The following is a 25,387-nucleotide window of genomic DNA, read 5'->3' on the forward strand; positions in this document are numbered from 1 at the left end:
GTGCCGCCCCAACCGGTCAGAAGAGGGTGCCCTCCTCCGGCGCGGCCAGTTCCGTCAGCAGCTCGGGCCCGTTGTTGCGTACGTTGCTGACGGCGGTGGACACCGGATAGGCCCGCATCAGGCCTCCCGGCGGGGGTGCGAGCAGCTCCCGGAGGGAGCCCTCGGTGTCGGTGTTCGCGGGGTCGAGCCAGGCGTCCCAGCGGTCGGGGGTGAGCATCAGCGGCATCCGCGGGTGGATGTCGGCCAGGGAGCGCGGTCCTTCGTCGGGGGCCACCCCCAGCGGTCCCGTCTCGGCCTCGGTGGTGATCACCGAGCAGGTCACCCACCAGGCGAGGGGGTGCTCGTCGGGCAGGGTCCGGTCGCGCCAGAACTCGTATATGCCGGCCATGGCGAACGGGGAGCCGTCGGAGGGGAGCACGAAGTAGGGCTGCTTGCGGGCCCGCTTCTTCTTCCCCTCCACCTCCAGCTGCCGCTCGTCGTGGGCGGTGACCCACTCGTAGTACCCGTCGGCGGGGATGATGCAGCGGCGCTGCGCGAACGCCCGGCGGAAGGAAGGCTTCTCGTGCAGGGTCTCCGAGCGGGCGTTGATCATCCGGGCGGCGCCGTCGGGGTTCTTGGCCCAGGAGGGCACCAGGCCCCACTTCAGGACGCGCAGCTGGCGAACCGGACGCGGATCCGCAGCGTCCTTCAGGGGACGGTCGAGGACGACGTGGACCTCCTTCGTCGGCGCCACGTTGAAGTCGGGGGCCAGGGCCTCCTCCGGCTCCCACTTCTCGATGCCGAAGGCCTCCACGAGGTCCTGCGGTCCACGACTCGCTGCATACCGTCCGCACATGGCTGTCACACTGCCATGTCCACCGCACACCACCGCAAGGAGTCCGCCACCTCATGGACAGCAGCACGACGGCCGGCCTGTGGGACCGGCTCACGGGCATACAGACCGCACCGGAGCAGTGGCTGGTGATCGCGACCGGCGTGGTCGCGCTGGCCGCCGTGGGGCCGCGCCCGCTGTGGCGGCTGTCGCGCAACGCCATCACCATCGCGCACGAGGGCGGGCACGGCCTGCTGGCGCTGCTCACCGGGCGGCGGCTGAGCGGGATACGGCTGCACTCCGACACCAGCGGGGTCACCGTCAGCCGGGGCAGGCCGACGGGCCTGGGGATGATCCTGACCGCGGCCGGCGGGTACACCGCGCCCTCGCTGCTCGGGCTCGGCGGGGCGGCCCTGCTGTCGGCGCACCGGATCACCCTGCTCCTGTGGGCGGCCACGGCCCTGCTGGTGGCCATGCTCGTGATGATCCGGAACGCGTACGGGGCGCTGACGGTGATTCTGACCGGAGGAACCTTCCTGCTGGTCTCGTGGCTGACCTCGGCCGAGGTGCAGGCGGGCTTCGCCTACCTCGTGGTGTGGTTCCTGCTGCTCGGCGGGGTCCGGCCGGTCTTCGAGCTGGGCGCCAAGCGGCGGGGCGGCGGGGCGCCCGATTCCGACGCCGACCAGCTGGGGCGCCTCACCCACTTGCACCCCGTGGTGTGGCTGCTCTTCTTCCACGTGGTCGCGCTCTGCTCGCTGGTCGGCGGCGGCCGCTGGCTGCTCGGCCTGTGACCACCCTCTGAGACCGGACGGCGATCAAGATCCGGGCCCGGAGGAAGCCACTAAAGTGGGGGCCATGACCGAGACCCCCGCCCCTGCCCTCTGGCCCGCTCCGCTCGCCGATGGGACCGTCCACGCCACCGTCACGGTGCCGGGGTCCAAATCGGTCACCAACCGCGCCCTCGTGCTCGCCGCCCTCGCCTCCGAGCCGGGCTGGGTGCGCCGCCCGCTGCGCTCGCGCGACTCCCAGCTGATGTCGGACGCGCTGCGCGCGATGGGCGTGGGCATCGAGGAGACCGTCTCCTCCAGCTCCGCCGGCGCCGCCGCGAGCGGCGAGGCCTGGCGGGTCATCCCGGCGGCCCTGCACGGCCCGACGACGGTCGACGTCGGCAACGCCGGCACGGTCATGCGCTTCCTGCCGCCCGTCGCCACCCTCGCCGACGGCGACATCCGCTTCGACGGCGACCCGCGTTCCTACGAGCGCCCGCTCGGCCAGGTCATCACCGCCCTGCGCACGCTCGGCGCCCGCATCGACGACGACGGCCGCGGCGCGCTGCCCATGACCGTCCAGGGCGGTGGGGCGCTGGAGGGCGGCACGGTCGAGATCGACGCGAGCAACTCCTCGCAGTTCGTCTCCGCCCTGCTGCTCTCCGCCCCCCGCTTCAACCAGGGCGTCGAGGTCCGCCACGTGGGCGGCAAGCTGCCGTCGATGCCGCACATCCGGATGACGGTGGAGATGCTGCGCGCGGCCGGCGCCCAGGTGGACACCCCCGAGGCCGGCGGCGAGAAGGACGTGTGGCGGGTCGCCCCGGGCGCCCTGCTGGGCCGCGACATGGTCGTGGAGCCGGACCTGTCCAACGCCCAGCCGTTCCTGGCCGCGGCCCTGATCACGGGCGGCACGGTCACCGTTGCCGACTGGCCGCGCCGCACCACGCAGCCCGGTGACGCGCTGCGCCGGATCTTCACGGAGATGGGCGGGTCCTGCGAACTGACGGACGCGGGCCTGGTCTTCACCGGCAGCGGCAAGATCCACGGCATCGACGTGGACCTGAGCGAGGTCGGCGAGCTCACCCCGGGCATCGCGGCGGTGGCGGCCCTGGCCGACTCCGAGTCGGTGCTGCGCGGTGTCGCCCACCTGCGGCTGCACGAGACGGACCGGCTGGCCGCGCTGACCAAGGAGATCAACGCGCTCGGCGGCGACGTCACCGAGACCGAGGACGGTCTGCGCATCCGGCCGCGCCGGATGCACGGCGGGGTGTTCCACACGTACGAGGACCACCGGATGGCCACCGCGGGCGCGGTGATCGGCCTCGCCGTGGAGGGCGTGCAGATCGAGAACGTGGCCACGACCGCGAAGACCCTGCCGGACTTCCCGAAGATGTGGACGGACATGCTGGCCGGGGACGCGGGACCCGAAGCGGGTGCGGGAGCGTAGGGCCCGTCATGCGCAGGTACGGCAAGCACACCGACGAGGACGACATCCGCCAGCGCCCGAACCCCAAGGGCAACCGGCCGAGGACGAGCATCCGGCCCAAGCACGAGGACGCCTCCGAGGGCTTCGTCCTGACCGTCGACCGCGGCCGCCTGACCTGCCTGGTCGACGGCCGCACGATCACCGCGATGAAGTCCCGGGAACTGGGCCGCAAGGCCGCGGTCGTGGGCGACCGGGTCTGGATCGTCGGTGACCTGACCGGCAAGAAGGACACCCTGGCCCGCATCGTGAGGATCGAGGAGCGCAAGTCCGTCCTGCGGCGCACCGCGGACGACGACGACCCGTACGAACGGGTGGTCGTCGCCAACGCCGACCAGCTGGCGATCGTCACGGCCCTGGCCGATCCGGAGCCGCGGCCCCGGATGATCGACCGCTGCCTGGTGGCGGCGTACGACGCCGGGCTGGAGCCGCTGCTGGTGCTCACCAAGTCCGACCTGACCTCCGCGGACAAGATCCTGGAGATCTACTCGACCTTCGGCCTGAACTACGTGGTCACCAACCGCGAGGAGCTGGCCGCCGGGGACGCGGCCGAGCGGGTCCGCGAGCGTCTGACCGGCCGGATCACCGCCTTCGTCGGCCACTCCGGCGTCGGGAAGACCACCCTGGTGAACTCGCTGGTCGCCGAGGGCCGCCAGCGCGCCACCGGGCACGTGAACGCGGTCACCGGCCGCGGCCGGCACACGACCACCTCCGCGCTGGCGCTGCCGCTGCCCTCGGGCGACGGCTGGGTCATCGACACCCCGGGCGTGCGCTCCTTCGGCCTGCACCACGTGGACCCGTCCCGGGTGATCCTGGCCTTCCCGGACCTGGTGCCCGGTACGGAGGAGTGCCCGCGCGCCTGCAGCCACGACGAGCAGGACTGCGCGCTCGACAAGTGGGTGGAGGACGGCCACGCGGATCCGGCGCGGCTGTATTCGCTGCGGCGGCTGCTGCAGACGCGGGAGCGCCGCGAGGGCGACTGACCGACCCGGCGGGTATGCCGTGTTTGTCGGAGGACCTGTCTGGATAAGTGCATAATCGCACCAAGTGACGTGATGTCACATGACGCGGGGAGGCATTCGCCATGGCGTGGCTGCTGGTCGTGGTCGCGGGACTCCTGGAGACCGGTTTCGCGGTCTGCCTCAAGCTCTCCCACGGATTCACCCGCCTGTGGCCCACAGTCGCCTTCGCGTGCTTCGCGCTCGGCAGCTTCGGCCTGCTGACCCTGGCCCTGAAGAAGCTGGACGTGGGCCCGGCGTACGCGGTCTGGACGGGCATCGGAGCGGCCGGTACCGCGATCTACGGCATGGTCTTCCTCGGCGACCTGGTCTCCACCCTCAAACTCGTCTCGATCACGCTGGTCATCCTGGGGGTCATCGGGCTCCAGCTGTCGGGGTCGGCGCACTGAGCAGCCCGATCAGTTCCCCCGGTCCCGGCTCCTCCCCCGGGGCGATCACGTAGGAGAGCGCGAGCCGTACCACCAGCTCGCACCGCTGCGGGCCCTCCCCCGGCGTGAGTGCGGCGGCCGCCCGGTCGCGCACGGCGCGCGCGAGCTCACCGGGCCCCGGTTCGCGCCGGCCCGCGGCGGGCAGGCCCGGCCCCCAGCTGCCGGTGAGCAGGGCCCGTACGAGGGGGTGCGCGCGGGCCGCCCCCACGGTCCACTCCGCGACGGCGGCGAGCCGCTCGGGGGCCCGGACCGGGGTGGACAGGGCCCGGTCCACCCCTTCCAGGTACCGGTCGGCCGCGCGCCGCACCAGGGCGCGGCCCAGACCCGCCTTGCCGCCGAACTCGTTGTAGAGGGTCTGCCGCGACACCCCGGCCGCGGCGGCCACGTCGACCATCCGGACGTCGGGCCAGGGGCGCGCCGAGAGCGCCGCTGCCGCCGCGTCCAGCAAGGAATCCCGGGCTGCCGGCATCCGCGCCTCCCCGCTCGGCTCTCCGGCCAGAGTTGACGGGGCGCCAGACCCTGTCAAGGGCGCGTCCGGTGTCAAGAGCCGCGCCCGGCCGGACTCGTGCGGCCGCACTGTGGACCTCGCTGGCCGGGGTCCGGGAGCCCCGATACTGTTCGGGCATGCCCGAGTATGACGATGACCTGCGCCTTGCCCTCGAACTCGCCGACGCGGCGGACGTCACCACGATGGAGCGGTTCCGCGCCCTCGACCTGAAGGTCGAGACGAAGCCGGACATGACCCCGGTGAGCGAGGCGGACAAGGCCGCGGAGGAGGTCGTCCGGGCCGGCATCACGGCGGCCCGGCCCGACGACGCCATCCTGGGCGAGGAGTACGGGCTCAAGGGCAGCGGCCCGCGCCGCTGGGTCGTGGACCCGATCGACGGCACGAAGAACTACGTGCGCGGGGTCCCCGTCTGGGCGACCCTGATCTCCCTGATGGCGGAGGGCGGGGACGGCGTGTTCCGCCCCGTGGTCGGCGTGGTGTCCGCGCCGGCGCTGGGCCGCCGCTGGTGGGCATCGCAGGGCGGTGGCGCGTACTCGGGCGGCGCGCTCGGCGGGACCACCCCGATCGGCGTGTCCCGGGTGGCCGGGCTGGGCGACGCCTCGTTCGCGTACTCCTCGCTGAGCGGCTGGGAGGAGCAGGGGCGGCTGCCCGGCTTCCTGGACCTGACGCGGGCGTGCTGGCGCACCCGCGGCTACGGCGACTTCTGGCCGTACATGATGGTCGCGGAGGGCTCCCTGGACCTGTGCGCCGAGCCGGAGCTGAACCTGTGGGACATGGCGGCCATCGCGGTGGTGGTCCAGGAGGCGGGCGGCCGGTTCACCAGCCTGGACGGCGTCGACGGCGTGCACGGCGGGAACGCCGCGGCGTCCAACGGCCTGCTCCACGAGGAGATGCTGGGCCTGCTCCGCCCGCGCGCCTGACGCGTGTGCGCGCCGGGCGTGCTCCTTTCGCACGCCTCCTTGCTGGCCCTCCCGGTCCGTGGGAATCTGAGGATCCCCCCGCTTGTGCCCTTGTGAAGCGTTTCACTGGAGACGACTTCGCGCTGCGCACCCACCCAAGCGGGGGGACTCACCCCAGGAGGTGGCTCCCTTCATGCTCGTCCGTGACGCAATGAGCACCGTGATCCTCACCCTCGGACCCGCACACACCCTCCGGCAGGCGGCCTGCCTGATGTCCGGCCGGCGCGTCGGCGCGGCCGTCGTCCTCGACCCCGACCACAGCGGAATCGGCATCCTGACCGAGCGCGACATCCTCAACTCGATCGGCGCCGGCCACGATCCCGACCGGGAGTCGGTGGGCGCGCACACCACCAACAACGTCGTCTTCTGCACCCCCGACGCCACCCTGCAGGAAGCCGCCGAGGCGATGGCGCACGGCGGTTTCCGGCACCTGATCGTCCTGGAGCACGGCGGACCGGTGGGCATCGTGTCCGTGCGCGACGTCATCCGCTGCTGGGTCCCCGCGCGGCGCACCGTGGCGGCGTGAAACGACGCCGGGCCGCAGCCCTCCGAAAGGGGGCTGCGGCCCGGCGTCCTGCTACGGCGAGCGGTGCCCGTCAGCCGCGGAGGGCCTGGACCGCGGCGTCGAGCCGCTTGCCGAAGTCGCCGTCCGCCTGGCGGAAGTTGTCGATCGCGCGCTCGACGATGTCGTCGCGGGAGACCTTGGCGATGAAGCCGGAGAGGTTCTCGATCAGACGGGCCTTCTCGTCCTCGGAGTAGAGGCGGTAGAGGTTGCCGGCCTGGACGAAGTCGTTGTCCTCGCTGTGCACGGCGGCGGCGTGGTTGCCCGTGCCACCGGTGACCGGGACCGGCTGCCACAGCGGACGGCCGGTCTCGTGCGGGCCGCCGAAGCTGTTCGGCTCGTAGTTCTTCGCGCCCTTGTGGCGGCCGTCGTACAGGTGACCGTCACGTGAGTTGGTGCGCGCCTCGGTGGCGTGCGGACGGTTCACCGGCAGGTGGTCGGCGTTGATGCCGACGCGGTAGCGGTGGGCGTCGCCGTAGCCGAAGAGACGGCCCTGGAGCATCTTGTCCGGCGAGGGACCGATGCCGGGGACGAAGTGCGCCGGGGAGAAGATGCTCTGCTCGACCTCGGCGAAGACGTTCTCCGGGTTGCGGTTGAGCTCCAGCTTGCCGATCTCGATCGGCGGGTAGTCCGCGTGCGGCCACACCTTGGTGAGGTCGAACGGGTTGAAGCGGTACGTCGCGGCGTCGGCCGCCGGCATGATCTGGACCTGCACGGTCCAGGTCGGGAAGTCGCCGCGCTCGATGGCCTCGCGCAGGTCGCGCTGGTGGCTGTCGGGGTCCTCGCCGGCGAGGAGGTTGGCCTCGGCCTGGGTCAGGTTCTTGATGCCCTGGTCGGTCTTGAAGTGGTACTTGACCCAGAAGACCTCGCCGGCCTCGTTGTTCCACTGGAACGTGTGCGAGCCGTAGCCGTTCATGTGGCGGTAGGACGCCGGGATGCCCCGGTCACCGAACAGCCAGGTCACCTGGTGGGTGGACTCGGGCGACAGTCCCCAGAAGTCCCAGACGTTGTCCGCCTCCTGCGAGCCGGTGTACGGGTCGCGCTTCTGGGTGTGGATGAAGTCGGGGAACTTGATGGCGTCCTTGATGAAGAACACCGGGGTGTTGTTGCCGACGAGGTCGTAGTTGCCCTCTTCGGTGTAGAACTTCAGCGCCCAGCCGCGGGGGTCGCGCACCGCGTCGGCGCTGCCCAGGTTGCCCGCGACGGTGGAGAAGCGCAGGAAGGTCTCGGTCTGCTTGCCGACCTCGGACAGGAACGCGGCGCGCGTCCACTGCGAGACGTCACGGGTCAGCGTGAAGGTGCCGTACGCGCCGGCGCCGCGGGCGTGCACCACGCGCTCCGGGATGCGCTCGCGGTTGAAGTGCGCGAGCTTCTCCAGCAGGAGCTGGTCCTGGACCAGAACGGGACCGCCGATGCCGGCCGTCTCGCTGTTCTGGTTGTCGGCCACCGGCGCCCCGGCCTCCGTGGTGAGCGGTCCCTGCGTCACGTGCGCCTCCTGCGTCATCGCTGCGTGTCCTGTCCTTGGCGTTCGCCGTACTCGATCCTACAATGGACATTGTCCAAGTCAAGCAAGCATCCAAGTCCGCACCGGTTCGGGAGTTACACCGAATCCCCTCACTGTTAGGCTGATGTCTATGAGTGACCTGCTGGAACGACTTCGCGGACGCGGCTGGCGCATGACGGCACAGCGGCGCGTCGTGGCCGAGGTGCTCGACGGTGACCACGTGCACCTGACGGCCGACGAGGTGCACGCGCGCGCCGTGGCCAAGCTGCCCGAGATCTCGCGCGCGACCGTCTACAACACCCTCGGCGAGCTCGTCTCCCTCGGCGAGGTCCTGGAAGTCGCCACGGACCGGCGCGCCAAGCGCTACGACCCGAACGCCCACCGGCCCCACCAGCACCTGGTCTGCGCCCAGTGCGGCGCCATCCGCGATGTCCACCCGGCGGGCAACCCGCTGGCCGACCTGCCGGACTCGGAACGCTTCGGCTTCGTCGTGTCGGCGGTCGAGGTCACCTACCGGGGCGTCTGCCCGAACTGCGCGGGCGCCTGATTCCCGGAGCCCGGACGACGCGAAAGGCCCGGACCCCGTGGGGTCCGGGCCTTTCCGCTTCCCGGCGTGCTTCACGGCTGGAAACGACTCAGGGCCCGGATCCATAGGATCCGGGCCCTGAGTCTTCAGTAGCGGGGACAGGATTTGAACCTGCGACCTCTGGGTTATGAGCCCAGCGAGCTACCGAGCTGCTCCACCCCGCGTCGGTAAACCCAACGTTACGTGAACGCCCCCGGCAGATGCAAATCGGTTAACCGTGGGCGGACGGGGCCCCGGCTCGGGGCCCGGTCCGGGCCCCGAACGAGGCTCACGCCGAGAGTTCCTCCGCGAGCGCCTCGCGCAGCCGGGCCGCGCGCTCCGAGACCTCCGCCGGGCCCAGTTCCATGGCGCGGGCGCACCACTTCTGGCCCTCCGCGAGGTCGCCGTGGCGGGCTGCCAGCAGGCCCAGCCGCAGGGCGGCACGGCCGTGCCCCGCCACCGCGGCGCGGGTCCACCACAGGGCGGCCTCCGGCTCGCTCCCCTCGCGGGCCAGCAGCAGCCCCAGGTTGAACGCGCCGTTGCGGGACCCGGCCTCGGCCGCCTCCCGGTACCAGCGGGCGGCCGCCTCCATGTCACCGCGGGCGGCGGCCAGCATGCCGACGCGCACCTGGGCCCGGCGGTGGCCCAGCTCGGCGGCCCGCTCGTACCACTCCTCGCTCTCGGTGCGCGGGGCGCTGCCCACCGGCTCGCCCAGCGCCGGCGGCTCCGGCGGCGGAGCGAGCGACTCCAGCAGCGCGGCCAGGCGGAAGGCCGCCTCCGCACTGCCGCCGCCCGCCGCGCACCGCAGGTGCCGCTCGGCGGCTCGCTCCTCCCCGTCCCGTACCAGGGCGATGCCGACCTGGAGGGCGGCGTCGGTGTGGCCGGCCGAGGCGGCCCGCTCGTACCACTTCAGCGCCGTACGGTCCTCGTCGCGGCTGGCGAACAGGATCCCGAGGTTGAAGGCGGCGTCCACGCTGCCCGCCTCAGCGGCCTTCGAGAACCACGGCTCGGCCCCGGCCGCGTCGCCGACCTGGAGCAGCATGATGGCCAGCGCGTTGGCCGCCTCGCGGTGTCCTGCGTAGGCGGCGCGCCGGTACCACTGCTCGGCCTGGGCGGTCCGGTCCTGTGCGGCGCACAGCAGAGCAAGGTTGTACGCCCCGTTTTGATCGCCCGCGTCCATGGCGGTCCGGTACCAGCGCTCGGCGGTCTGGGTCTCGCCCCGGGCGGCGTGCAGCGCGCCCAGGGCGTTCGCGGCGTTGCCGTCGCCGTCCTGCGCCGCCCGGTGCCACCACGCGGCCGCACTGTCCTCGTCGCCGGCGTCGCGCAGCAGGAAGCCGAGCGCGCACGCGGCCCGTGCCTCGCCCTGCTTGGCGGAGGTCAGGTACCAGCGCCCGGCCTCCTTGAGCTCTCCGCGCGCCTCCAGCAGCGCGCCCAGGTGCAGGGCGGCGCGCCGGTGCCCGCGGGCGGCGGCCTGCCGGTACCACTGCTCGGCCTCGGCGGGGTCGCCCTTGCGCAGGTGCCGCGCGAGCCGGTACGCGGCCTCGCGGTGGCCCTGTTCGGCAGCGGCGCGGAACCACCGCTCCACGCCCTTGTCCCCGCGGTGCTCCAGCAGGTCGGCCAGTCCGTACGCGCCCAGCGCGTGGCCGGATTCCGCCGCCTGGCGCAGCCAGTACTCGGCGGCCGGCTCGTCCCCGCGCTCGCGGAAGTGACGGCCCAGGGCGTGCGCGGCGGGCGCGGACCCGGCCACGGCCGCGACCCTCCACCAGCCCGCGGCCTCCTCGGGATAGCCACGCTGGAGCAGCAGGACGCCCAGGTTGTTGGCGGCGGCGCGGTCCCCCTCGCCGGTGGCGCCGCGCAGGTACGGCTCGGCGCCGTCCAGGTCTCCGCGGCGCAGCAGCAGCGCGCCGAGCACGCTCATGGCACCGGGGTCGCCCTTGTCGGCGGCCACCCGGTGCCGGGCCTCCAGCTCGGCGTCGCTCGCCGCGTCGGTCTCGGCGAACATCTCCTGCGCGAAATCCGCATCGGTCAGTGCGGTGTGCGTGTCGGCGACCGGTGCCGACTCGTTGGCTCCTGTGCCCGCTTCGGCCTGCGCCCTCACAAACCGCCCTGTCTCCAGCAGAGTTGACCTGTCCCCCATAAATCCCATCGTCGCATCACCTGCTACCCGCGTACACCTGGTATGTCGCAGTCAGTGAGGTCACTACAGCGTTTTGTCGACATGCCCACAGTGGGGTAAGTCAAACACGCTCCTGCCCCAACTCACCCGTCCCAGCGACCGCGTGTCCTGTCCGGACATGACGAAGGCCCGGATCCCATGGATCCGGGCCTTCGTTTTCAGTAGCGGGGACAGGATTTGAACCTGCGACCTCTGGGTTATGAGCCCAGCGAGCTACCGAGCTGCTCCACCCCGCGTCGGTGAAACCACAGTATCACGACGCGGGACGGAGCCTTCACCCATTGATCATCAGCCGCCCGACGGAGGGGGCGTGGCCTTCGCCTCGGCTTCGATCGCCCGCTTCAGCGCGGCCTTGATCTCGTCCTGGGCCTTGCCGTAGGCCGCCCAGTCACCGGACTGCCTGGCCTTCTCGGCGTCCTCGATGGCCCGCTGCGCGTCGGCCAGGGCCGCCTTGACCGTCGGGTCCTGGTTGGTCGGCGGCGTGACGGTGCCCTCGCCCGGCGGCTGGGCCGGCGGCACCGGGGTGGTCGGGGCCTCGGCCCCGAAGACCACGTTGAGCGCCTTCTCAAGGGTGTCCTCGAAGGCGGTCTGGTTGCCGTAGGTCACCAGCACCTTGCGCAGCAGCGGGTACTTCAGGCCGGAGCTGCGGACGTACACCGGCTCGACGTAGAGCATCCCGCCGTCGAGCGGCACCGCCAGCAGGTTGCCGTACTCGATCTCCGAGTCACCACCGCGCAGCAGGCGGATGGATTCGGCGATCTTCGGTTCGGACTGGAACTTGCTCTGCACCTGGCCGGGGCCCTCCGGCGGCTTGCTGGTCGGCATCTTCAGGATTCTGATCTTGCCGTAGTCCGGGGTGCCCGGATCGGCGTTGACCGCCATGAAGGCACTCAGGTTGGGCCGCTCGTTCGGCGTGAAGGTCGTCGTGAGCGAGAAGACCTGGTCCTTCTCCTTCTGCTCCGGCATCTTCATCGACAGGTAGTACGGCGGAACCGCCGTACCGGCCTTGGTCGTCGGGTCGTCCGGGACGGCCCAGGCCTCACTGCCGCTGAGGAAGGTCTGCGGGTCGGTGACGTGGTACCGGGTCAGCAGCTCGCGCTGGACCTTGAAGAGGTCCTGCGGGTAGCGGAGGTGGTCCATGAGCGGCTTGTCGATCTCGCTCTTGGGCTTCACCGTGCCCGGGAACGCCTTCATCCAGGTCTTCAGGACCGGGTCCTGGGTGTCCCACTGGTACAGGTCGACCGAGCCGTCGTACGCGTCGACGGTGGCCTTCACCGAGTTGCGGATGTAGTTGACCTGGTTCTCCTGGGCGACCACCGCGCGCTGGCTGTTGGTCAGCGAGTCCGCGGTGCTCTGGCCCAGCGTGGTGCGCGAGGCGTATGGGTAGCCGTTGGTGGTCGTGTACGCGTCGACGATCCACTTGATCCGGCCGTCGATCACGGCCGGGTACGGAGCCCCGTCGATCGTCAGCCACGGCGCGACGGCCTCGACGCGCTGCTTGGGCGTGCGGTTGTAGAGGATGCGGGAACCGTCGCCGATGGCACCCGAGTACAGGATCTGCGGCTCGCTGAAGGTCAGCGCGTAGGCGGCCCGGTTGACCGGGTTGTCCAGGTTGACGCCGGAGTCTCCCTGGTAGCTGGTCTCCTTCTCACCCTTGTCGTCGGAGTAGTCGAGCTCCTTCTGCGGACCGCCGACGATGGAGTACTGCTTCGTCTGCTCGCCGTAGTAGATCCGCTGCTCGAAGTCCGTGCCGAACATCCCCTTGGAGGGGAGGTCGGACTGGGTGAAGTCGGGGGCGCCGTCCTTCACGGTGGTGCCCTTGGCCGCGACCACGCCGTAGCCGTGCGTGTACTTGAAGTGGTCGTTGATCCAGTTGTTCTTCGGGATGCCGCCGATGTTCAGCTCGCGCAGGCCGATCACCGTGTCCTGGCCGCTGTACCGGTCGACGGCGAGCGTGGACGGGAAGGCGTAGTAGCCCTTGACCTGCTGCAGCTGCTGGAAGGCGGGAGAGACGATGTTCGGGTCGAGCAGGCGCAGGCTGGCCGTGGTGTCGGCCGCCGACCGCAGCTTGGTGCGGTCCTCGGTCTGCGGCACGCCCGGATAGTCCTTGACCTCGGCTCCGGCGATCCCGTAGGCGTCGCGCGTGGCCTTGATGTTCTTCTGGACGTACGGGGATTCCTTGGCCTGCTCGTTCGGCTGGACCTGGAACTTCTGCACGATCGCCGGGTAGAGCCCGCCGATCAGGATCGCGGAGAGCACCATCAGGCCGAAACCGATCACCGGCAGCTGCCAGGTGCGGCGCCACAGCGTCGCGAAGAACAGCACGGCGCAGATCGCGGCGATCGCCACGAGGATCGTCTTCGCCGGCAGGTAGGCGTTGGCGTCGACGTACCGCAGGCCCGTCCAGTTGTCGGCGGCCTTGAAGTCGCTGGACTTCACGGCGAGCCCGTACCGGTCGAGCCAGTACGCGACCGCCTTGAGCGTCACGAAGAGGCCCAGCAGCACCGAGAGGTGCCCGGTCGCGGCGGCGGTGGCCCGGGCGCCCGGGCTGGTCACGCGCAGTCCGCCGTAGAGGTAGTGCACGACGGTCGCGGCGATCACCGACAGGACGACGGCGGCGAAGCCGAAGCCGAGCAGGAAGCGGTACCAGGGCAGGTCGAAGGTGTAGAAGGACACGTCCATGTGGAACTGGGGGTCCTTCGTGCCGAAGGGCACCCCGTTCACGTACATGAGCCAGGTCTTCCACTGGCCCGCCGCCGACGCTCCGGCGATCAGGCCGACGAGCACCGAGATGCCCAGCAGCAGCCACTTCTTGTACGGGGCGATGCTCATCCGGTAGCGGTCGAGGCTCTGCTGCTCCATCGACATCGCGCTGAGCGGCGGCCGCAGCCGGTGCGCCAGCCAGATGTTCAGCCCGACCGCACCCGTCATCAGCAGGCCGAAGACGGCGAAGAGGCCGATCTTGGTCCACAGTGTGGTGGTGAAGACGGTGGAGTACTTCACGGAGCGGAACCAGAGCCAGTCCGTCCAGAAGCCAGCGAACATGATGAAGAGCATGGCCAGGACGGCCAGCACGCCCAAAGTCATGAGGAGAGTGCGTGCACGCCGGGAGGGGCGGCCGACTCTCATCCGTGGCCCGGAAGGGCCTCCGCCGCGGTCCGGCATCTGGAAAGCCAAGGTGCGCACCTCGAAAGTCGCTGAGTACTGGTATTGAACGGACCCCCGATCGTAGAGCCCATTCATGCAACTTACTGAGGCTCCGGTCAGTTCCCGGTATAAGGCGGAAAGGAGGCAGGATGTTGTCCATGTCCAACGTTTCGCCTTCCCCCGGCACCCCCATGGCGGCCAGTCCGCTGACCCGCGCCTGCCTCGAGATCGACGAGTACGCGGCAGGCCTCGGCTGGGACAAGCCCGCGCGGCTGTTCGCGCTGGTCGACACCGCCCGGCTCAAGAAGCAGGAGCCGCGCCTGGCCTCGCAGCTCGGCCTCGACCAGGACGACGCCGGCAAGAGCTCCCTCACCCCGATCGAGCAGGACACCGTCCCGTCCGGGACCCCGCTCGACAAGTTCCTGGGCACCATCGCCTGGCCCGACGCCGTCGTCGGATGCGCGCTGACCGTCGAGCGCCTGATGCTGCCGCCCTCCGCGGAGGCCTCCGTACCCGAGGGGCTCAGCGACAAGCAGCTGGCGAAGTGGGTCGCCGGGCACCCGGAGCGGCAGGAGGTCCGCATCACCGTGGCCGTGCTGCGCGACGGCTCGCGCGAGTCCGCCGTACGGCTGCGCGAGAAGGACTCCTCGACGGAGGTCCTCACCGGCGGGGGCCTGGTGCCCGGCCTGGCCGAGGCCCTGGCCGCGACCTTCGCCTGAGCGGTGCGGGGAGGCGGACCGGTCAGGGCTTGGCGCTGCACTGCGGCAGCCCGGCCGTGTCCCCCTTGCTGATCTTCTCCAGCGACTTCGTGGCGTCCTCGATGGTGGAGACCTTCACCAGCGTCAGCCCGTCGGGCACGTTCGAGGCGGCGGAGGCGCAGTTGTCGGCGGGCGTCAGGAAGTACTCGGCGCCGGCCTTGCGGGCGCCGATGGTCTTCATCTGGATGCCGCCGATCGGACCGACCTTGCCGGCGTCGTCGATGGTGCCGGTCCCCGCGACGAACTTCCCGCCGGTCAGGTCCTCCGGGGTGAGCTTGTCGACGATGCCGAGGGCGAACATCAGCCCGGCGCTCGGGCCGCCGACGTCGGCGAGCTTGATGTCGATCGTGAACGGGAAGGTGTGGTCGCTGCCGGCCCGGATGCCGACGATGGCCCGGCCGTCGCCCTCCGCCTTGCCCGCGGTGATCGTGACCTTGGAGGTGCCGGCGGGCTCGCGGCCGGCCTTCGCCGCGGCGGCTGCGTCGGCCGCGGGCACGATGGTGAACTCGACCGGTTCGCCGGGCTTGTGCTTGGTGACGAGCTTGGCCACGTCCTCGGGGGCGGTGACGGGAGCGCCGTCCACGGCCTTGACCACGTCACCGGCGTGCAGCTTGCCCTCGGAGGGGCTGTCCTTGACGACCGTGGCGACGATCACGCGGGCGGTGACCGGGATGCCGAGCTGCTTGAGGGCCGCGACCTTGGCGCTCTGCTGCGACTGGCTGAACTCCTCGGCGTTCTCCTGCGTGGACTCCGCGTCGGTCTTGCCGTTCGGGTAGAGGTTCTCGTGCGGGACGACGATGTTGTCGCCGTCCAGCCATCCGTAGACGGCCTCCACCAGGTTCATCTCGTAGTCGGCGCCCGTGACGCGGACCGTCGTCATGTTGAGGTGCCCGCTGGTCGGGTACGTCTTGCGTCCCGCGATGTTGAGAACGGGCTCGCCGTGCGAGTCCCCGAGCGTGTTCACGGTCGGGCCGGGGCTCATCTCGGAGTACGGGACCTTGATGAACACCCCTGCGCAGAGCAGCGCGAACAGCACCAGGGTGGAGGCGAGCATCGTCGCGGTGCGGCGTGGCATGGATCCGACAGTACGGGACGGCACTGGAGAGCGGCCCTCGGGGCCGGTCCGTACGGGGCCCGTGCGCGAAACTCTCAGGGGAATCTCAGACGGCGTCGGAGGCGGAGGCCGCCTCGGCCTTCGCCCTCGTCTGGTCGGCATGGGCGTGACCCTGACCGTTGCCCATGGCTTCACGGAACCGTGCGTAGCCCGCGAGCTCGGATATGTCGCCCTGCGTGCGGTCGCGTGCCGCCCAGCTGCCCCATATCGCCGCGCCGATCGCTGCGAACAGCGGAATCAGCAACCACGCCAGAGATGCCATGGGCGTGTCTCCCTACCCCGAAGTGCGTTTCGTTGGTGGCTTCAACGCTCGTGCCCGTGGGGGGGTTACGCAAATCGAGGGCGTGTTGCGCGGCCGAACGGGTGCGAGGCTACCCGTCGGCCAACGCCGCCCCGCGGCCGGGGTCAGCAGGCGCCGACCCACTCCTCGGAGCCGTCCGAGAAGGTCTGGTGCTTCCAGATCGGGACCTCGTGCTTGAGGTCGTCGATGAGCATCCGGCAGGCCTCGAAGGCCTCCCCGCGGTGCGGGCAGGAGACGGCCACGACCACGGCCAGGTCGCCGACGGCGAGGTCGCCCACGCGGTGCACGGCGGCCAGGGCGCGGACCGGGTACTTGGCCACGACGCGCTCGGCGATCCGGCGCATCTCGGCCTCGGCCGTCGGGTGGCAGGAGTAGCCGAGCGAGTCGACGTCCGCCCCGCCGTCGTGGTTGCGCACCGTGCCGACGAACAGCGTCGTCCCGCCCGTGGCGTCGTCGCCGACGGCCCGGAAGACCTCGTCGATCGAGAGCGGGGTGTCACGGATCTCGAGCAGCCGGACGGGGTCCTGGGCGGCCTGCTCGCCGGGGTGGTCGAAGTGCGGTGCCATACCGTCCATCGTGCCCTAGCCGCTGACAGGGCGAAATAGCTGATTCGCCCGGCCCGCGGTCCCCGCCTTGGGAGCCTCCTACAGGACCCGGCGGCCCGGGATCAGATCCCGCGCCGTTTGCGGGCCAGGCGGACCGCGGCGGCCGCGCCCAGCAGGGCGACCGTCGCGCCCGCCGCACCGGCGGCCGTGGCGGCGTCCCTGCGGCCGAGCCGGCGTCCGGCGACCGTGTGGCGGCCCGCGACCTCCTGGAGGAGTTCGGCGAGGACCTCCTCGTTGGTCCAGCGCGGCCGCCAGCCCGCCGCGTGCAGCCCGCTGACGCTCACCACCCAGGGGTGCATCGTGTACGCGAGGTCGCCGGCCGGGGACGGGGTCAGGCCGATGCGGTGCAGGCGGGCCGCGGCGCCCAGCGCCACCGCCGAGGGCAGCTCCATGCGGCGGATACCGCTCAGCTCCTCGACCTCCTCCTGCTCCAGCCACCCTTCGCAGCCCACGGCGAGCTCGCCCTCGACCTTCTCCAGGGCCGCGTACTCCAGGGCGCTGACCAGGTCCTCCACGTGGCAGAACTGCCAGGTGGGGCGGGATCCCGCGACCACGAGCAGGCGCGGGGACTCGAAGTACCGGGTCAGGGCGGTGTCGGTGCCGCCGACCAGGACGGCGGGGCGGACCACGGTGACGTTGAGGCCGGGGTGGGCCCGGGGGGCCCGGCGTCCGAGCCGCTCGATCTCCAGCAGGTCGCCGACGCCGGTCGCCTCGGCGGTGGCCCGCAGCTCGGAGTCCTCCGACAGCGGGATGTCGTTGTCGGGCAGCGCCCCGTAGACCATCGCGGAGGTGCAGAGCACGACCCGGTGCACACCGGCCGCGGCGGCAGCCGTCAGGACGGTCTGGGTCCCGCGCACGTTGTACGCGGTACGGGCCGCGGGGTCCGTCTCCAGGTCGAGGTCGAGGGCGAGGTGGACCACGACGTCCGCCCCGCGCAGCTTCTCGGCGATCGCGGGGTCCCGTACGTCGAGGACGTGCCACTGCGCGGCCGCGCAGTCCCCGCGCCGCTCGTCGATGGCGACGACCTGCTTGACCTCGTCGGAGGCGGCCAGACGGCTCACGAGGGCCGCGCCGACGCCCGAGGCGGCGCCGGTCACGGCGATCACGGGGCTGGGCCGGCGGGGGCCTTCGGGGTTTCGCGGCTGGCGAACGCCGGGGGCGCCGTCACCGTGCTCGGGGCGGTCTTCGTCCTGCGTCGCGCGGCTGCGCTTATCCGAAACGTGCGGATCTGGGGAACTCACCGGGCGTCTCCAGCGGTTGTCTTCAGTAGGGACGCGCCGTGACGCGTACCCACCAGGTGATGTCCATCCTGCCGCAGCCCAGGAGCCGGCGGAGCACCGAGCCCGGATGCGGGCTCCGGTGTCTACGCTGGGTGGTGTTGTCTGACCGTTGCCCGCCGGCCCCCGCCGGCGGCCCTACGAGCCGAGGAAACCCGTGAGCGACACCCCATTCGGATTCGGCCTTCCGCCGGAGGAGCCGGACAACGGCGACGAAGGCAAGAAGAAGGGCGACCAGGGCGGTCAGGGCGGCCCCGCGAATCCCTTCGGGTTCCCCGGCATGGGGCTGCCGGGCGCCGGTGGCCCCGGCGGCGCGGACAATCCGTTCGCCGCGATGTTCGGTTCGATGAACCCGAACGACCTCGGTGCGGCCTTCCAGCAGCTCGGCCAGATGCTCAGCTACGAGGGCGGTCCCGTGAACTGGGACATGGCCAAGAACATCGCCCGCCAGACCGTCTCGCAGGGCACGGCGGACGGCGTGAAGGACACCAGCGTCGGCATCGCCGAGAAGTCGGCCGTCGAGGAGGCCGTGCGCCTGGCCGACCACTGGCTGGACGGCGTGACCTCGCTGCCCTCGGGTGCCCCCACGGCCGTGGCGTGGAGCCGCGCCGAGTGGGTGGAGGCCACCCTCCCGGTGTGGAAGGAGCTCGTGGACCCGGTCGCCGAGCGGGTCGGCGCGGCCATGGGAGGCGTGCTGCCCGAGGAGATGCAGGCCATGGCGGGCCCGCTGCTGGGCATGATGCGCTCCATGGGCGGGGCGATGTTCGGCCAGCAGATCGGCCAAGCCGTCGGCGTCCTCGCGGGCGAGGTCGTCGGATCGACCGACATCGGGCTGCCGCTGGGCCCGGCGGGCAAGGCCGCGCTGCTCCCGCTGAACATCGAGGGCTTCGGCAAGGACCTGGGCGTGCCCTCGGACGAGGTGCGGCTGTACCTGGCGCTGCGCGAGGCGGCCCACGCCCGGCTGTTCGCGCACGTCCCGTGGCTGCGCTCGCACCTGTTCGGAGCCGTCGAGGGCTACGCCCGCGGCATCAAGGTGGACACCTCGAAGCTGGAGGACGTGGTCGGGCAGCTGGACCCGTCCAACCCGGAGCAGCTCCAGGAGGCCCTCCAGGGCGGCATGTTCCAGCCGCAGGACACCCCCGAGCAGAAGGCGGCCCTGGCCCGTCTGGAGACGGCGCTCGCGCTGGTCGAGGGCTGGGTCGACGCGGTGGTGCACGAGGCCGCGAAGCCGCGGCTGACCTCGGCGGACGCCATGCGCGAGACCATGCGCCGGCGGCGCGCCTCGGGCGGCCCGGCGGAGCAGACCTTCGCGACGCTGATCGGCCTGGAGCTGCGCCCGCGCAGGCTGCGGGACGCCTCGCGCCTGTGGGCCTCGCTCACCGACGCGCGCGGTGTGGACGGGCGGGACGGGCTGTGGGAGCACCCGGACATGCTGCCGACGGCCTCCGACCTGGACGACCCGGACGGCTTCGTGCACCGCGAGCAGCTGGACTTCTCCGAGATCGACAAGATGCTCGGCGAGGCCGCCGAGAAGCGCGGGCAGCAGGGCGACGACGAAGGCGAAGAGACGAAGTGAGCCTGCACGAAGACGCGGTCCTGGTCCTGAAGGGCTACGAGGACCAGACCGAGCTGCGCGACCTGTACCTGGAGCACCTGGCCGCCCACCCGGACGGGGTCTACAAGCCCTGCGGGGCGGGCCACCTCACGGCCAGCGCGCTCGTGATCGACCCGGTGCGGGAGCGCGTACTGCTGACCCTGCACAAGAAGCTGGGCATGTGGCTGCAGATGGGCGGGCACTGCGAGGACGGTGACGCGACGCTGGCTGAGGTGGCGCTGCGCGAGGGCCGCGAGGAGTCGGGCATCGAGCAGGGGCTGACCCTGCTGCCCGGCGGGCCGGTGCGCCTGGACCGGCATCCCATCCCGGCGCCCTGCAACTGGCACCTGGACGTGCAGTACGCGGCGCTGGCCCCGGCCGGGGCCGTGGCGGAGATCAGCGACGAGTCCCTCGACCTGCGCTGGTTCCCGTACGGGGAGGTGGCCTCGGTGGCCGACACCTCGGTCGTCCTGTTGCTGGAGGCGACCCTGGCGCGGCTCGCCGCCATGGACTGAGCCCGCGGGCGGCCCCCGGGCATGCGGAAGGGGCGGTCCCTCGCGGGGCCGCCCCTTGCGCGTCCCGGATCAGTTCCAGGCGTTGTTCTGGTTCTGGGCGTGGGCGCCGTGCTGGCCCATGCCGAACTGCGCGGCGACGCCCTGTCCGATCTGGGCGTTCTGCGGCGGCAGCGCCTCACTGGGCTGCACCAGCGCGATGCCGGTGCCGAGGAAGCTCAGCTCCCAGCCCTCGCCGGTGTTGCCGCGGCGCCGCCACACGCCGCTGGAGTGCGTCTGGGCCTGCATCTGCACCCGCAGCGAGGTGGACCAGGCGACGATGGCGTCCGCGTCGACGTTGACGTACTTGTCGGGCGTGACGTGCATCATCAGGGGCTGCCCGGAGGTCATCAGGGCGACCTTGCCGCGGCCGGAGATGTTGAGCTGGTACTTGCCGGAACCGGAGATTCCGTACTGGCTGTCCACCGCGATGACCTCGGTGTGCAGGGTGGAGTCCAGGGCCAGCACGTAGCTGCTGTCGACCGTGAGGCCTTCCTGCTCCACGTCCACGACGTGGACGTACTGGGCCAGGTTGGCGAGGTAGACCGTGCCCTGCCCGGAGCAGCGCATGAGGTCCAGGCCCTCGCCGGTGCGGCGGCGGGCGTTGCGCTGGCTCGTGCTCTGGTACTCGCCGTCGAAGTCGATGAGCCCCTGGTAGGCGACCATCGCGCCCTTGCGGGCGAGTACGTCGTCGGAGCCCGTCAGGGAGACCCGCAGCAGCTGCGGGTTCTGGACGGTGTACCGGTCCTGGGACTGCGCCTCGGCGTGGGCGAAAAGTGCGCTCTGCATGATGTGTCCGCTCCCCCTCAGCCCCGGGCCCGGAGCCGGTCGGTGCTGTCCTCGCTGGGCTGTACGACGACGATGCCCTGGCCTGAGAAGGCCATCTGGTAGGCCTCTCCGCTGCCCCGGCCGAGCATCGACGAGGCCTTGAAGCTGCGCTTGCCCTTGACCTTCAGGTTCGGCGACCAGGCGACGAGCGCGTCGGGGTCGACGTACGTCTCGTCCTCACCGCGGCCGCAGTCGACCACGATCGGGGTGCCGCGCGAGGTCAGGGCGACCCAGCCGGTGCCCGCGACCTCGACGTTGAACAGGCCCTGGCCGGCGAACTTCGCCAGGCCCTTGACCCGCTCGACGCCCCACTGCAGGTGCGCGTCGAAGGCGAGCAGGTTGGTGCCGTTGACCGACAGCGAGTCGTTGTTGAGGTTGATGACGACGACGTCGGCGCCGTAGTCGGCGAGGTACAGGAGGCCGTCGCCGGTGCACTTCATCAGGGGTGCGCCCTCGCCCGTGACCCACTGCGAGGCCATCTGGCGGACGGCCGGCGGGTTGGGCTCGTACTGCACGAAGCCCTCGTAGGCGACCATCGAGCCGGTGCGGGCGAAGAGGTCCTGGCCGCTCTGCATGGCGACCTTGAGCATGGACCGCCCGTGGTTCTCCATGCGGGCCGTCACGGGGGTCGGGGCGAAGCCCGCGAGCTGCTGGTTCATTGCGTTCATGTCGGGCTCCCTCAGACCTCGTACGGCTGGACGACGATGAAGTTGCCGGGGGCGCCGCGGAACTGGAGGTTCACGGTCTCCCCGCTGTGGCCGGGGTAGGCGTTGCGCCGCAGCCGGACCTGGCTGGAAAGGATCACCTGCGAGGCGGCCGACCACGCCACGATGGCGTTGCTGTCCGCGAAGGTGGTCGGGGTGACGGGCAGGACGACCGGGACGCCGTGGGTCTTGACGATCACCGTGCCGGTGCCCTGGAACTGCATGGTGAACAGGGCGCCGCCGGGGATGCCGTGGCCCTCGATCCGGCGTACCTCGTGCTGGAGGGACTCGTCGAAGGCGAGGACGTTCTCCGCGGAGACGCAGATGGCGTCGCCCTGGAGCTCGATGGCGTGCAGGTGCGCACCGTTCTCGGCGAGGAAGACCTGGCCGCGGCCGGTGCAGCGCATGAGCTGCATCTCCTGGCCGGTGGCGTTGCCGACGATGCGGCCGGCGAAGCCGGCGCCCTTGTAGCTGAAGTCGACCTTGCCCTGGTACAGGACCATGCTGCCCTGGCGGGCGAGGACGGCCTGGCCGCCCATCGACAGGTCGACGCGCATGAGCTGCTGGTTCTGCGGGGTCCAGCGGGAGCCGGTCGGGGCCTCCTTGTACGGCTGGAGGGCCGCGGCGAGGCCGGCCGCGGGGGCGGCGGCCTGCGGGGCGTAGCCCGGCTGCTGGCCGGGGACCTGCCCCGGCATCTGGCCCGGGACCTGGCCGTAGGAGGGCTGCTGCCCGTAGCCGCCGGGGGCCGGGGCGGGCGGCGGCACCTGGCCCGGGTACTGCCCGGGGACCTGGCCGTACGAGGGCTGCTGCGGCGGCTGGCCGTAGGGCGCGGGGGCCGGCGGGGCGAGGGGCGCGGCCATGGTGGGCGCGGCGTGCACCGGGGCGGGGGCCGCGGGCTGCGGGTACTGCGGCGGCTGGGGTGCGGCGGGCGCGGGGGCCGGGGCGGGCGCGCCGAAGGACGGGGCGGGGGCCGGGGCCTGCGGGGCCGGAGCCGGGGCGCCGAAGGACGGGGCCGGGGCGGCCGCCTGCGGCGGCGGGGCGAAGCCGGGGGCGCCGGCCGCCGGGGCCTGCTGCTGCGGCTGCTCCTCCTCGGCGACCTCGCCGCCGAAGTTCTTCAGGAGGGCGTCGAGCCCGCCGTCGAAGCCCTGGCCGACGGCGGCGAAGCGCCACACGTCCTTCAGGTAGAAGTCGCCGAGCATGACGGCCCGTTCGGTGGTGAACTCCGCGCCGGTGAAGGCGTACCGGACGACCTCTTCGCCGCCTGCCACGATCCGGATGTGGCCCGGGCCGATCTGCGACATCTGTCCGGCGCCGTCGATGGTGGCGGTGAAGGACAGCTTGTGGATGGACGCCGGAACCCGGTCCAGGGTCACCCGGAAGGATTCCGTGTCACCGGCCTGCGCACCGAGCAGCTGAATGGACTCTTCCGGCGACTTCGGCTGATTGAAGAAGACGAAGTAGCGGTCGTCCGAGAGCTGTTCATTGGCGTCGAGGCCGAAACAGCTGATGTCGAAGGTGAGCCCGGGGCCGGCGATCTGGACGCCTACGTACAGATCGGTGCCCGCCGTGAGATCACTGACCTTGGCCTTGTGGCCGCGTTGGAATTCCCTTGCCATACGTAACGACGTCCCCCATCCCGACTGAGCATTCGTGCCGCTCAGGCTAACGGCAACTGCCGACATCCGGCCAAGCCGGTACCAAGCCGGTACACATCACGCTGTGTGACACGGCGGGGTGGCGGTTCGGGCGTCCGGCCGGCCGGTCGCTCCGGGCGGCGGGGTCATTCCTCGCGGGCGGCGGGCACCTTGGGCAGGCGCTCCGCCGCCACCACGCCCTCCAGATAACCGCGGGCCCGTTCGGTGCGCGGGTACGCCTCCAGCAGCTCCCAGAAGCGGGGTCCGTGGCCGGGTACGAGGAGGTGGGCCAGCTCGTGCAGGAGCACGTAGTCGACGACGTACTCCGGCATGCCTTGGAGGCGGTGCGAGAGCCGGATGCTGCCTTCGGCCGGGGTGCAGGAGCCCCAGCGGGTGTTCTGGTTGGTGACCCACCGGACCGAGCGGGGGCGGGCGCAGCCGTCGAAGTACTGCTCGGACAAACGCTCGGCGCGTTCGGTGAGTTCCGCGTCCCCGAGGGTGCGTTTGCTCTCCTGGGCGGCCAGCTTCTCGAGCATGACGCCCACCCAGCGCTGTTCCTCGGCCTCGGACATCCGGGCAGGGATGAGGACGACCGTACGGTCACCCTCGCGATAGGCGGATACGGTCCTGCGGCGGCGCGCGCTCCGGCGGACTTCGACGGCGCGCTGCGGTGGGTCGGCGGACACGCCACGACGTTACCCGGTGTCGGTGGCGGAAGTCCCGCGCGTCCGGGGTTCGAACACGGACGGTTCGGCGCCGGATTCCGACGCGGCATTGCTCTTCATCTCATATGCCGAATACCTCGTGCCTGTGGACAAATTCCTGCGCGCATTCCGGCGGAGGGGCACTGTTGCCGGAGAGCGGGAAATGCGGCGGTGCGAGGCCGCACGGACGGGGAGGGGGTCGGACATGTTTCCGAGGGTGAAGCCGGCGCTGGCGCGGGCCTGGCGGGATCTGCAGACGGTGCAGTTCGGGGTGACACCGGCGCACGCGGTGGTGCTGGGGCCCGTGGACACGGCGACGGGCGCGCTCATCGACCGGATCGACGGGACGCGGGGGATGGAGCTGTTGCGGGCCGAGGCCGCACGGATGGGGCTGCCGGACGGCCTGGCCGACGCCCTGGTCCGACGGCTGGCGGGGGCCGGCCTGCTCGACGACGCCTCGGCGGGCGGCCCGCGGGCGCAGGCGCTGCGCAGGCATCCGGAGACCCTGGAGCGGCTGGGCCCGGACCTGGGTTCGCTCTCTCTGGTCCACCGGGAGCCCGGCGGGGACCTGCGGGGGATCGCCGCGCGCCGGGCGATACGGGTCCGGGTGCGCGGGAGCGGCCGGGTGGGCGCAGTGATCGCGTCGGTCCTGTCGGGAGCGGGCGTGGGGCGGGTCGAGGTGCTCGACGGGGGCCGGGTGGAGCCGGCGGATGTGGCGCCGGGCGGACTGGGGGCCGCGAGCGTGGGCCGGATGCGGGCCGAGGCCGCGGCGGGCACGGTCCGCTCGGCGGCCCCGGGGCCGGGCCCCCGGGCCGGGGAGGAGGAGGGTCCGGAGCCGGGGCTGGCCCTCGTGGTGGTCGCGCCCCGGGACGGGCTGCACGCGTGGGCCCCCGACCCGGACACCGCGGCCGACTGGGTCGCCTCGGGCATTCCGCACCTGTACGCGGGGGTGTTGGAGGGCACGGGTCTGGTGGGGCCGCTGGTGCTGCCGGGCATGACGGCGTGTGCCGGGTGCATGGAGCGCGACCGCGTGGACCGGGACGCGGCCTGGCCGAGGATGCTCGTGCAGTGGCGCTCGTCCCACCGCCGCCGCGGGAGCGCCTCCTGCGACCTGGGTCTGTCCACGGCGGTGGCCGGGCTGGCCGCGGCCCACGCGCTGGCCTTCCTGGACGGCGGGCTGCCCGCCTCCACGGGGTCCCGCTGGGAAGCGGCCCTGCCCACCCTCCACTGGGAGTCCGCTCCGGTCCGCCCCCACCCCGACTGCCCCTGCGGGGCTGCCTCGGAGTCCGCGGAGCGGCTCCAGCCGGCGGGACGGGGCCCGGGGAGAGGATCGGGAGCGAGCCCGCCGGGAGGGCCGTGACAGGATGCTTCGGGACCGAGGGTTCTGC

At 71.9% G+C, this 25,387-nt stretch carries 24 protein-coding genes and 2 tRNA genes; 11 read left to right on the forward strand and 15 right to left on the reverse strand.

The genetic code is table 11. The annotated features are described in order from the left end of the window. Positions 1-16: 16 nt before the first annotated feature. On the reverse strand, positions 17-835 hold the full coding sequence (locus IG86_RS0111320; RefSeq protein ID WP_030829295.1) for an SOS response-associated peptidase: 819 nt from the start codon (positions 833-835) through the stop codon (positions 17-19). A gap of 53 nt (positions 836-888) precedes the next feature. On the opposite strand from IG86_RS0111320, the gene IG86_RS0111325 reads away from it, so the two are divergent. The 4 genes from IG86_RS0111325 to IG86_RS0111340 all read left to right on the forward strand — a co-directional run bounded on the left by IG86_RS0111325 (position 889) and on the right by IG86_RS0111340 (position 4,469). Beyond that, positions 889-1,602, forward strand: a complete 714-nt coding sequence (locus IG86_RS0111325) for a M50 family metallopeptidase (RefSeq protein WP_030829292.1) — start codon at positions 889-891, stop codon at positions 1,600-1,602. A 64-nt stretch (positions 1,603-1,666) separates the two neighbouring features. Continuing rightward, positions 1,667-3,025 (forward strand): 3-phosphoshikimate 1-carboxyvinyltransferase, encoded by a 1,359-nt coding sequence (gene aroA / locus IG86_RS0111330; protein WP_030829289.1) that lies wholly within the window; start codon positions 1,667-1,669, stop codon positions 3,023-3,025. Positions 3,026-3,033: 8 nt separating this feature from the next. Beyond that, a complete protein-coding gene (gene rsgA, locus IG86_RS0111335; RefSeq protein ID WP_030829286.1) occupies positions 3,034-4,044 on the forward strand; it encodes a ribosome small subunit-dependent GTPase A in 1,011 nt (336 codons plus the stop codon). 101 nt (positions 4,045-4,145) lie between these two features. Beyond that, positions 4,146-4,469: a DMT family transporter gene (locus tag IG86_RS0111340; protein WP_030658800.1), complete on the forward strand. Its 324-nt coding sequence runs from the start codon at positions 4,146-4,148 to the stop codon at positions 4,467-4,469. Here IG86_RS0111340 and IG86_RS0111345 read toward each other — a convergent pair. Then, positions 4,435-4,977, reverse strand: coding sequence for a TetR/AcrR family transcriptional regulator (locus tag IG86_RS0111345; RefSeq protein WP_030829283.1), 543 nt, complete (start codon positions 4,975-4,977; stop codon positions 4,435-4,437). The genes IG86_RS0111340 and IG86_RS0111345 overlap by 35 nt on opposite strands. Positions 4,978-5,132: 155 nt before the next feature. On the opposite strand from IG86_RS0111345, the gene hisN reads away from it, so the two are divergent. Both hisN and IG86_RS0111355 read left to right on the forward strand, forming a co-directional pair. After that, positions 5,133-5,936, forward strand: coding sequence for a histidinol-phosphatase (hisN, locus tag IG86_RS0111350; RefSeq protein WP_030829281.1), 804 nt, complete (start codon positions 5,133-5,135; stop codon positions 5,934-5,936). Positions 5,937-6,108: 172 nt separating this feature from the next. Beyond that, complete coding sequence (locus tag IG86_RS0111355) at positions 6,109-6,501, forward strand: CBS domain-containing protein (protein WP_030829279.1); 393 nt, start codon at positions 6,109-6,111, stop codon at positions 6,499-6,501. Positions 6,502-6,571: 70 nt separating this feature from the next. Here the strand turns inward: IG86_RS0111355 and IG86_RS0111360 are convergent, their stop codons facing one another. Then, positions 6,572-8,041: a catalase gene (locus IG86_RS0111360; RefSeq protein WP_030829276.1), complete on the reverse strand. Its 1,470-nt coding sequence runs from the start codon at positions 8,039-8,041 to the stop codon at positions 6,572-6,574. Between the two features lie 130 nt (positions 8,042-8,171). On the opposite strand from IG86_RS0111360, the gene IG86_RS0111365 reads away from it, so the two are divergent. Beyond that, a complete protein-coding gene (locus IG86_RS0111365) occupies positions 8,172-8,588 on the forward strand; it encodes a Fur family transcriptional regulator (protein ID WP_030829274.1) in 417 nt (138 codons plus the stop codon). Between the two features lie 129 nt (positions 8,589-8,717). Here IG86_RS0111365 and IG86_RS0111370 read toward each other — a convergent pair. From IG86_RS0111370 to IG86_RS0111385, 4 genes are all read right to left on the reverse strand, one after another. Beyond that, positions 8,718-8,791: transfer RNA gene (locus IG86_RS0111370), tRNA-Met, on the reverse strand. Between the two features lie 104 nt (positions 8,792-8,895). After that, a complete protein-coding gene (locus IG86_RS0111375) occupies positions 8,896-10,752 on the reverse strand; it encodes a tetratricopeptide repeat protein (protein WP_107051952.1) in 1,857 nt (618 codons plus the stop codon). A 192-nt stretch (positions 10,753-10,944) separates the two neighbouring features. Continuing rightward, positions 10,945-11,018 (reverse strand) — tRNA-Met (locus tag IG86_RS0111380). 52 nt (positions 11,019-11,070) lie between these two features. Continuing rightward, positions 11,071-13,947: a UPF0182 family membrane protein gene (locus IG86_RS0111385; RefSeq protein ID WP_030896579.1), complete on the reverse strand. Its 2,877-nt coding sequence runs from the start codon at positions 13,945-13,947 to the stop codon at positions 11,071-11,073. A gap of 131 nt (positions 13,948-14,078) precedes the next feature. Here IG86_RS0111385 and IG86_RS0111390 point away from each other — a divergent pair, with 131 nt between their 5' ends. After that, positions 14,079-14,648, forward strand: coding sequence for a PPA1309 family protein (locus IG86_RS0111390; protein WP_030658785.1), 570 nt, complete (start codon positions 14,079-14,081; stop codon positions 14,646-14,648). A 22-nt stretch (positions 14,649-14,670) separates the two neighbouring features. Here IG86_RS0111390 and IG86_RS0111395 read toward each other — a convergent pair whose 3' ends face one another. The 4 genes from IG86_RS0111395 to IG86_RS0111415 all read right to left on the reverse strand — a co-directional run bounded on the left by IG86_RS0111395 (position 14,671) and on the right by IG86_RS0111415 (position 17,948). Further along, entirely contained in the window at positions 14,671-15,762 is a 1,092-nt protein-coding gene (locus IG86_RS0111395) for a YlbL family protein (protein WP_030896678.1), read from the reverse strand. A gap of 85 nt (positions 15,763-15,847) precedes the next feature. Next, positions 15,848-16,063: a hypothetical protein gene (locus IG86_RS0111405; protein ID WP_030829265.1), complete on the reverse strand. Its 216-nt coding sequence runs from the start codon at positions 16,061-16,063 to the stop codon at positions 15,848-15,850. Between the two features lie 143 nt (positions 16,064-16,206). After that, positions 16,207-16,668 carry a molybdenum cofactor biosynthesis protein MoaE gene (locus IG86_RS0111410; protein ID WP_030829262.1) on the reverse strand — a complete coding sequence of 154 codons (462 nt, stop codon included), beginning with the start codon at positions 16,666-16,668 and terminating at the stop codon, positions 16,207-16,209. A gap of 101 nt (positions 16,669-16,769) precedes the next feature. Then, complete coding sequence (locus IG86_RS0111415) at positions 16,770-17,948, reverse strand: SDR family oxidoreductase (protein ID WP_030658777.1); 1,179 nt, start codon at positions 17,946-17,948, stop codon at positions 16,770-16,772. Positions 17,949-18,141: 193 nt separating this feature from the next. Here IG86_RS0111415 and IG86_RS0111420 point away from each other — a divergent pair, with 193 nt between their 5' ends. Both IG86_RS0111420 and IG86_RS0111425 read left to right on the forward strand, forming a co-directional pair. Then, a complete protein-coding gene (locus IG86_RS0111420) occupies positions 18,142-19,560 on the forward strand; it encodes a zinc-dependent metalloprotease (protein ID WP_030829259.1) in 1,419 nt (472 codons plus the stop codon). After that, positions 19,557-20,093: an NUDIX hydrolase gene (locus tag IG86_RS0111425; protein ID WP_030829256.1), complete on the forward strand. Its 537-nt coding sequence runs from the start codon at positions 19,557-19,559 to the stop codon at positions 20,091-20,093. Before IG86_RS0111420 ends, IG86_RS0111425 begins: the two co-directional genes overlap by 4 nt. A gap of 69 nt (positions 20,094-20,162) precedes the next feature. On the opposite strand, the gene IG86_RS0111430 is transcribed toward IG86_RS0111425, so the two are convergent. The 4 genes from IG86_RS0111430 to IG86_RS0111445 all read right to left on the reverse strand — a co-directional run bounded on the left by IG86_RS0111430 (position 20,163) and on the right by IG86_RS0111445 (position 23,981). After that, positions 20,163-20,918 carry an AIM24 family protein gene (locus tag IG86_RS0111430; protein WP_030829252.1) on the reverse strand — a complete coding sequence of 252 codons (756 nt, stop codon included), beginning with the start codon at positions 20,916-20,918 and terminating at the stop codon, positions 20,163-20,165. A gap of 17 nt (positions 20,919-20,935) precedes the next feature. Further along, positions 20,936-21,616 (reverse strand): AIM24 family protein, encoded by a 681-nt coding sequence (locus IG86_RS0111435; protein WP_030829249.1) that lies wholly within the window; start codon positions 21,614-21,616, stop codon positions 20,936-20,938. Between the two features lie 20 nt (positions 21,617-21,636). Next, the gene (locus IG86_RS0111440; RefSeq protein WP_030896584.1) at positions 21,637-23,277 is read right to left on the reverse strand and encodes a TerD family protein; all 1,641 of its coding nucleotides are present in this window, start codon (positions 23,275-23,277) and stop codon (positions 21,637-21,639) included. Positions 23,278-23,441: 164 nt separating this feature from the next. Then, positions 23,442-23,981 carry a M48 metallopeptidase family protein gene (locus IG86_RS0111445; RefSeq protein ID WP_078848255.1) on the reverse strand — a complete coding sequence of 180 codons (540 nt, stop codon included), beginning with the start codon at positions 23,979-23,981 and terminating at the stop codon, positions 23,442-23,444. A gap of 223 nt (positions 23,982-24,204) precedes the next feature. Between IG86_RS0111445 and IG86_RS0111455 the strand changes: the two genes are divergently transcribed. Next, positions 24,205-25,359, forward strand: coding sequence for a TOMM precursor leader peptide-binding protein (locus IG86_RS0111455; protein ID WP_030831070.1), 1,155 nt, complete (start codon positions 24,205-24,207; stop codon positions 25,357-25,359). The last annotated feature ends 28 nt before the right edge of the window (positions 25,360-25,387 follow it).

The sequence above is a fragment of the Streptomyces virginiae genome (genome assembly GCF_000720455.1).
Taxonomy (GTDB): domain Bacteria; phylum Actinomycetota; class Actinomycetes; order Streptomycetales; family Streptomycetaceae; genus Streptomyces; species Streptomyces virginiae.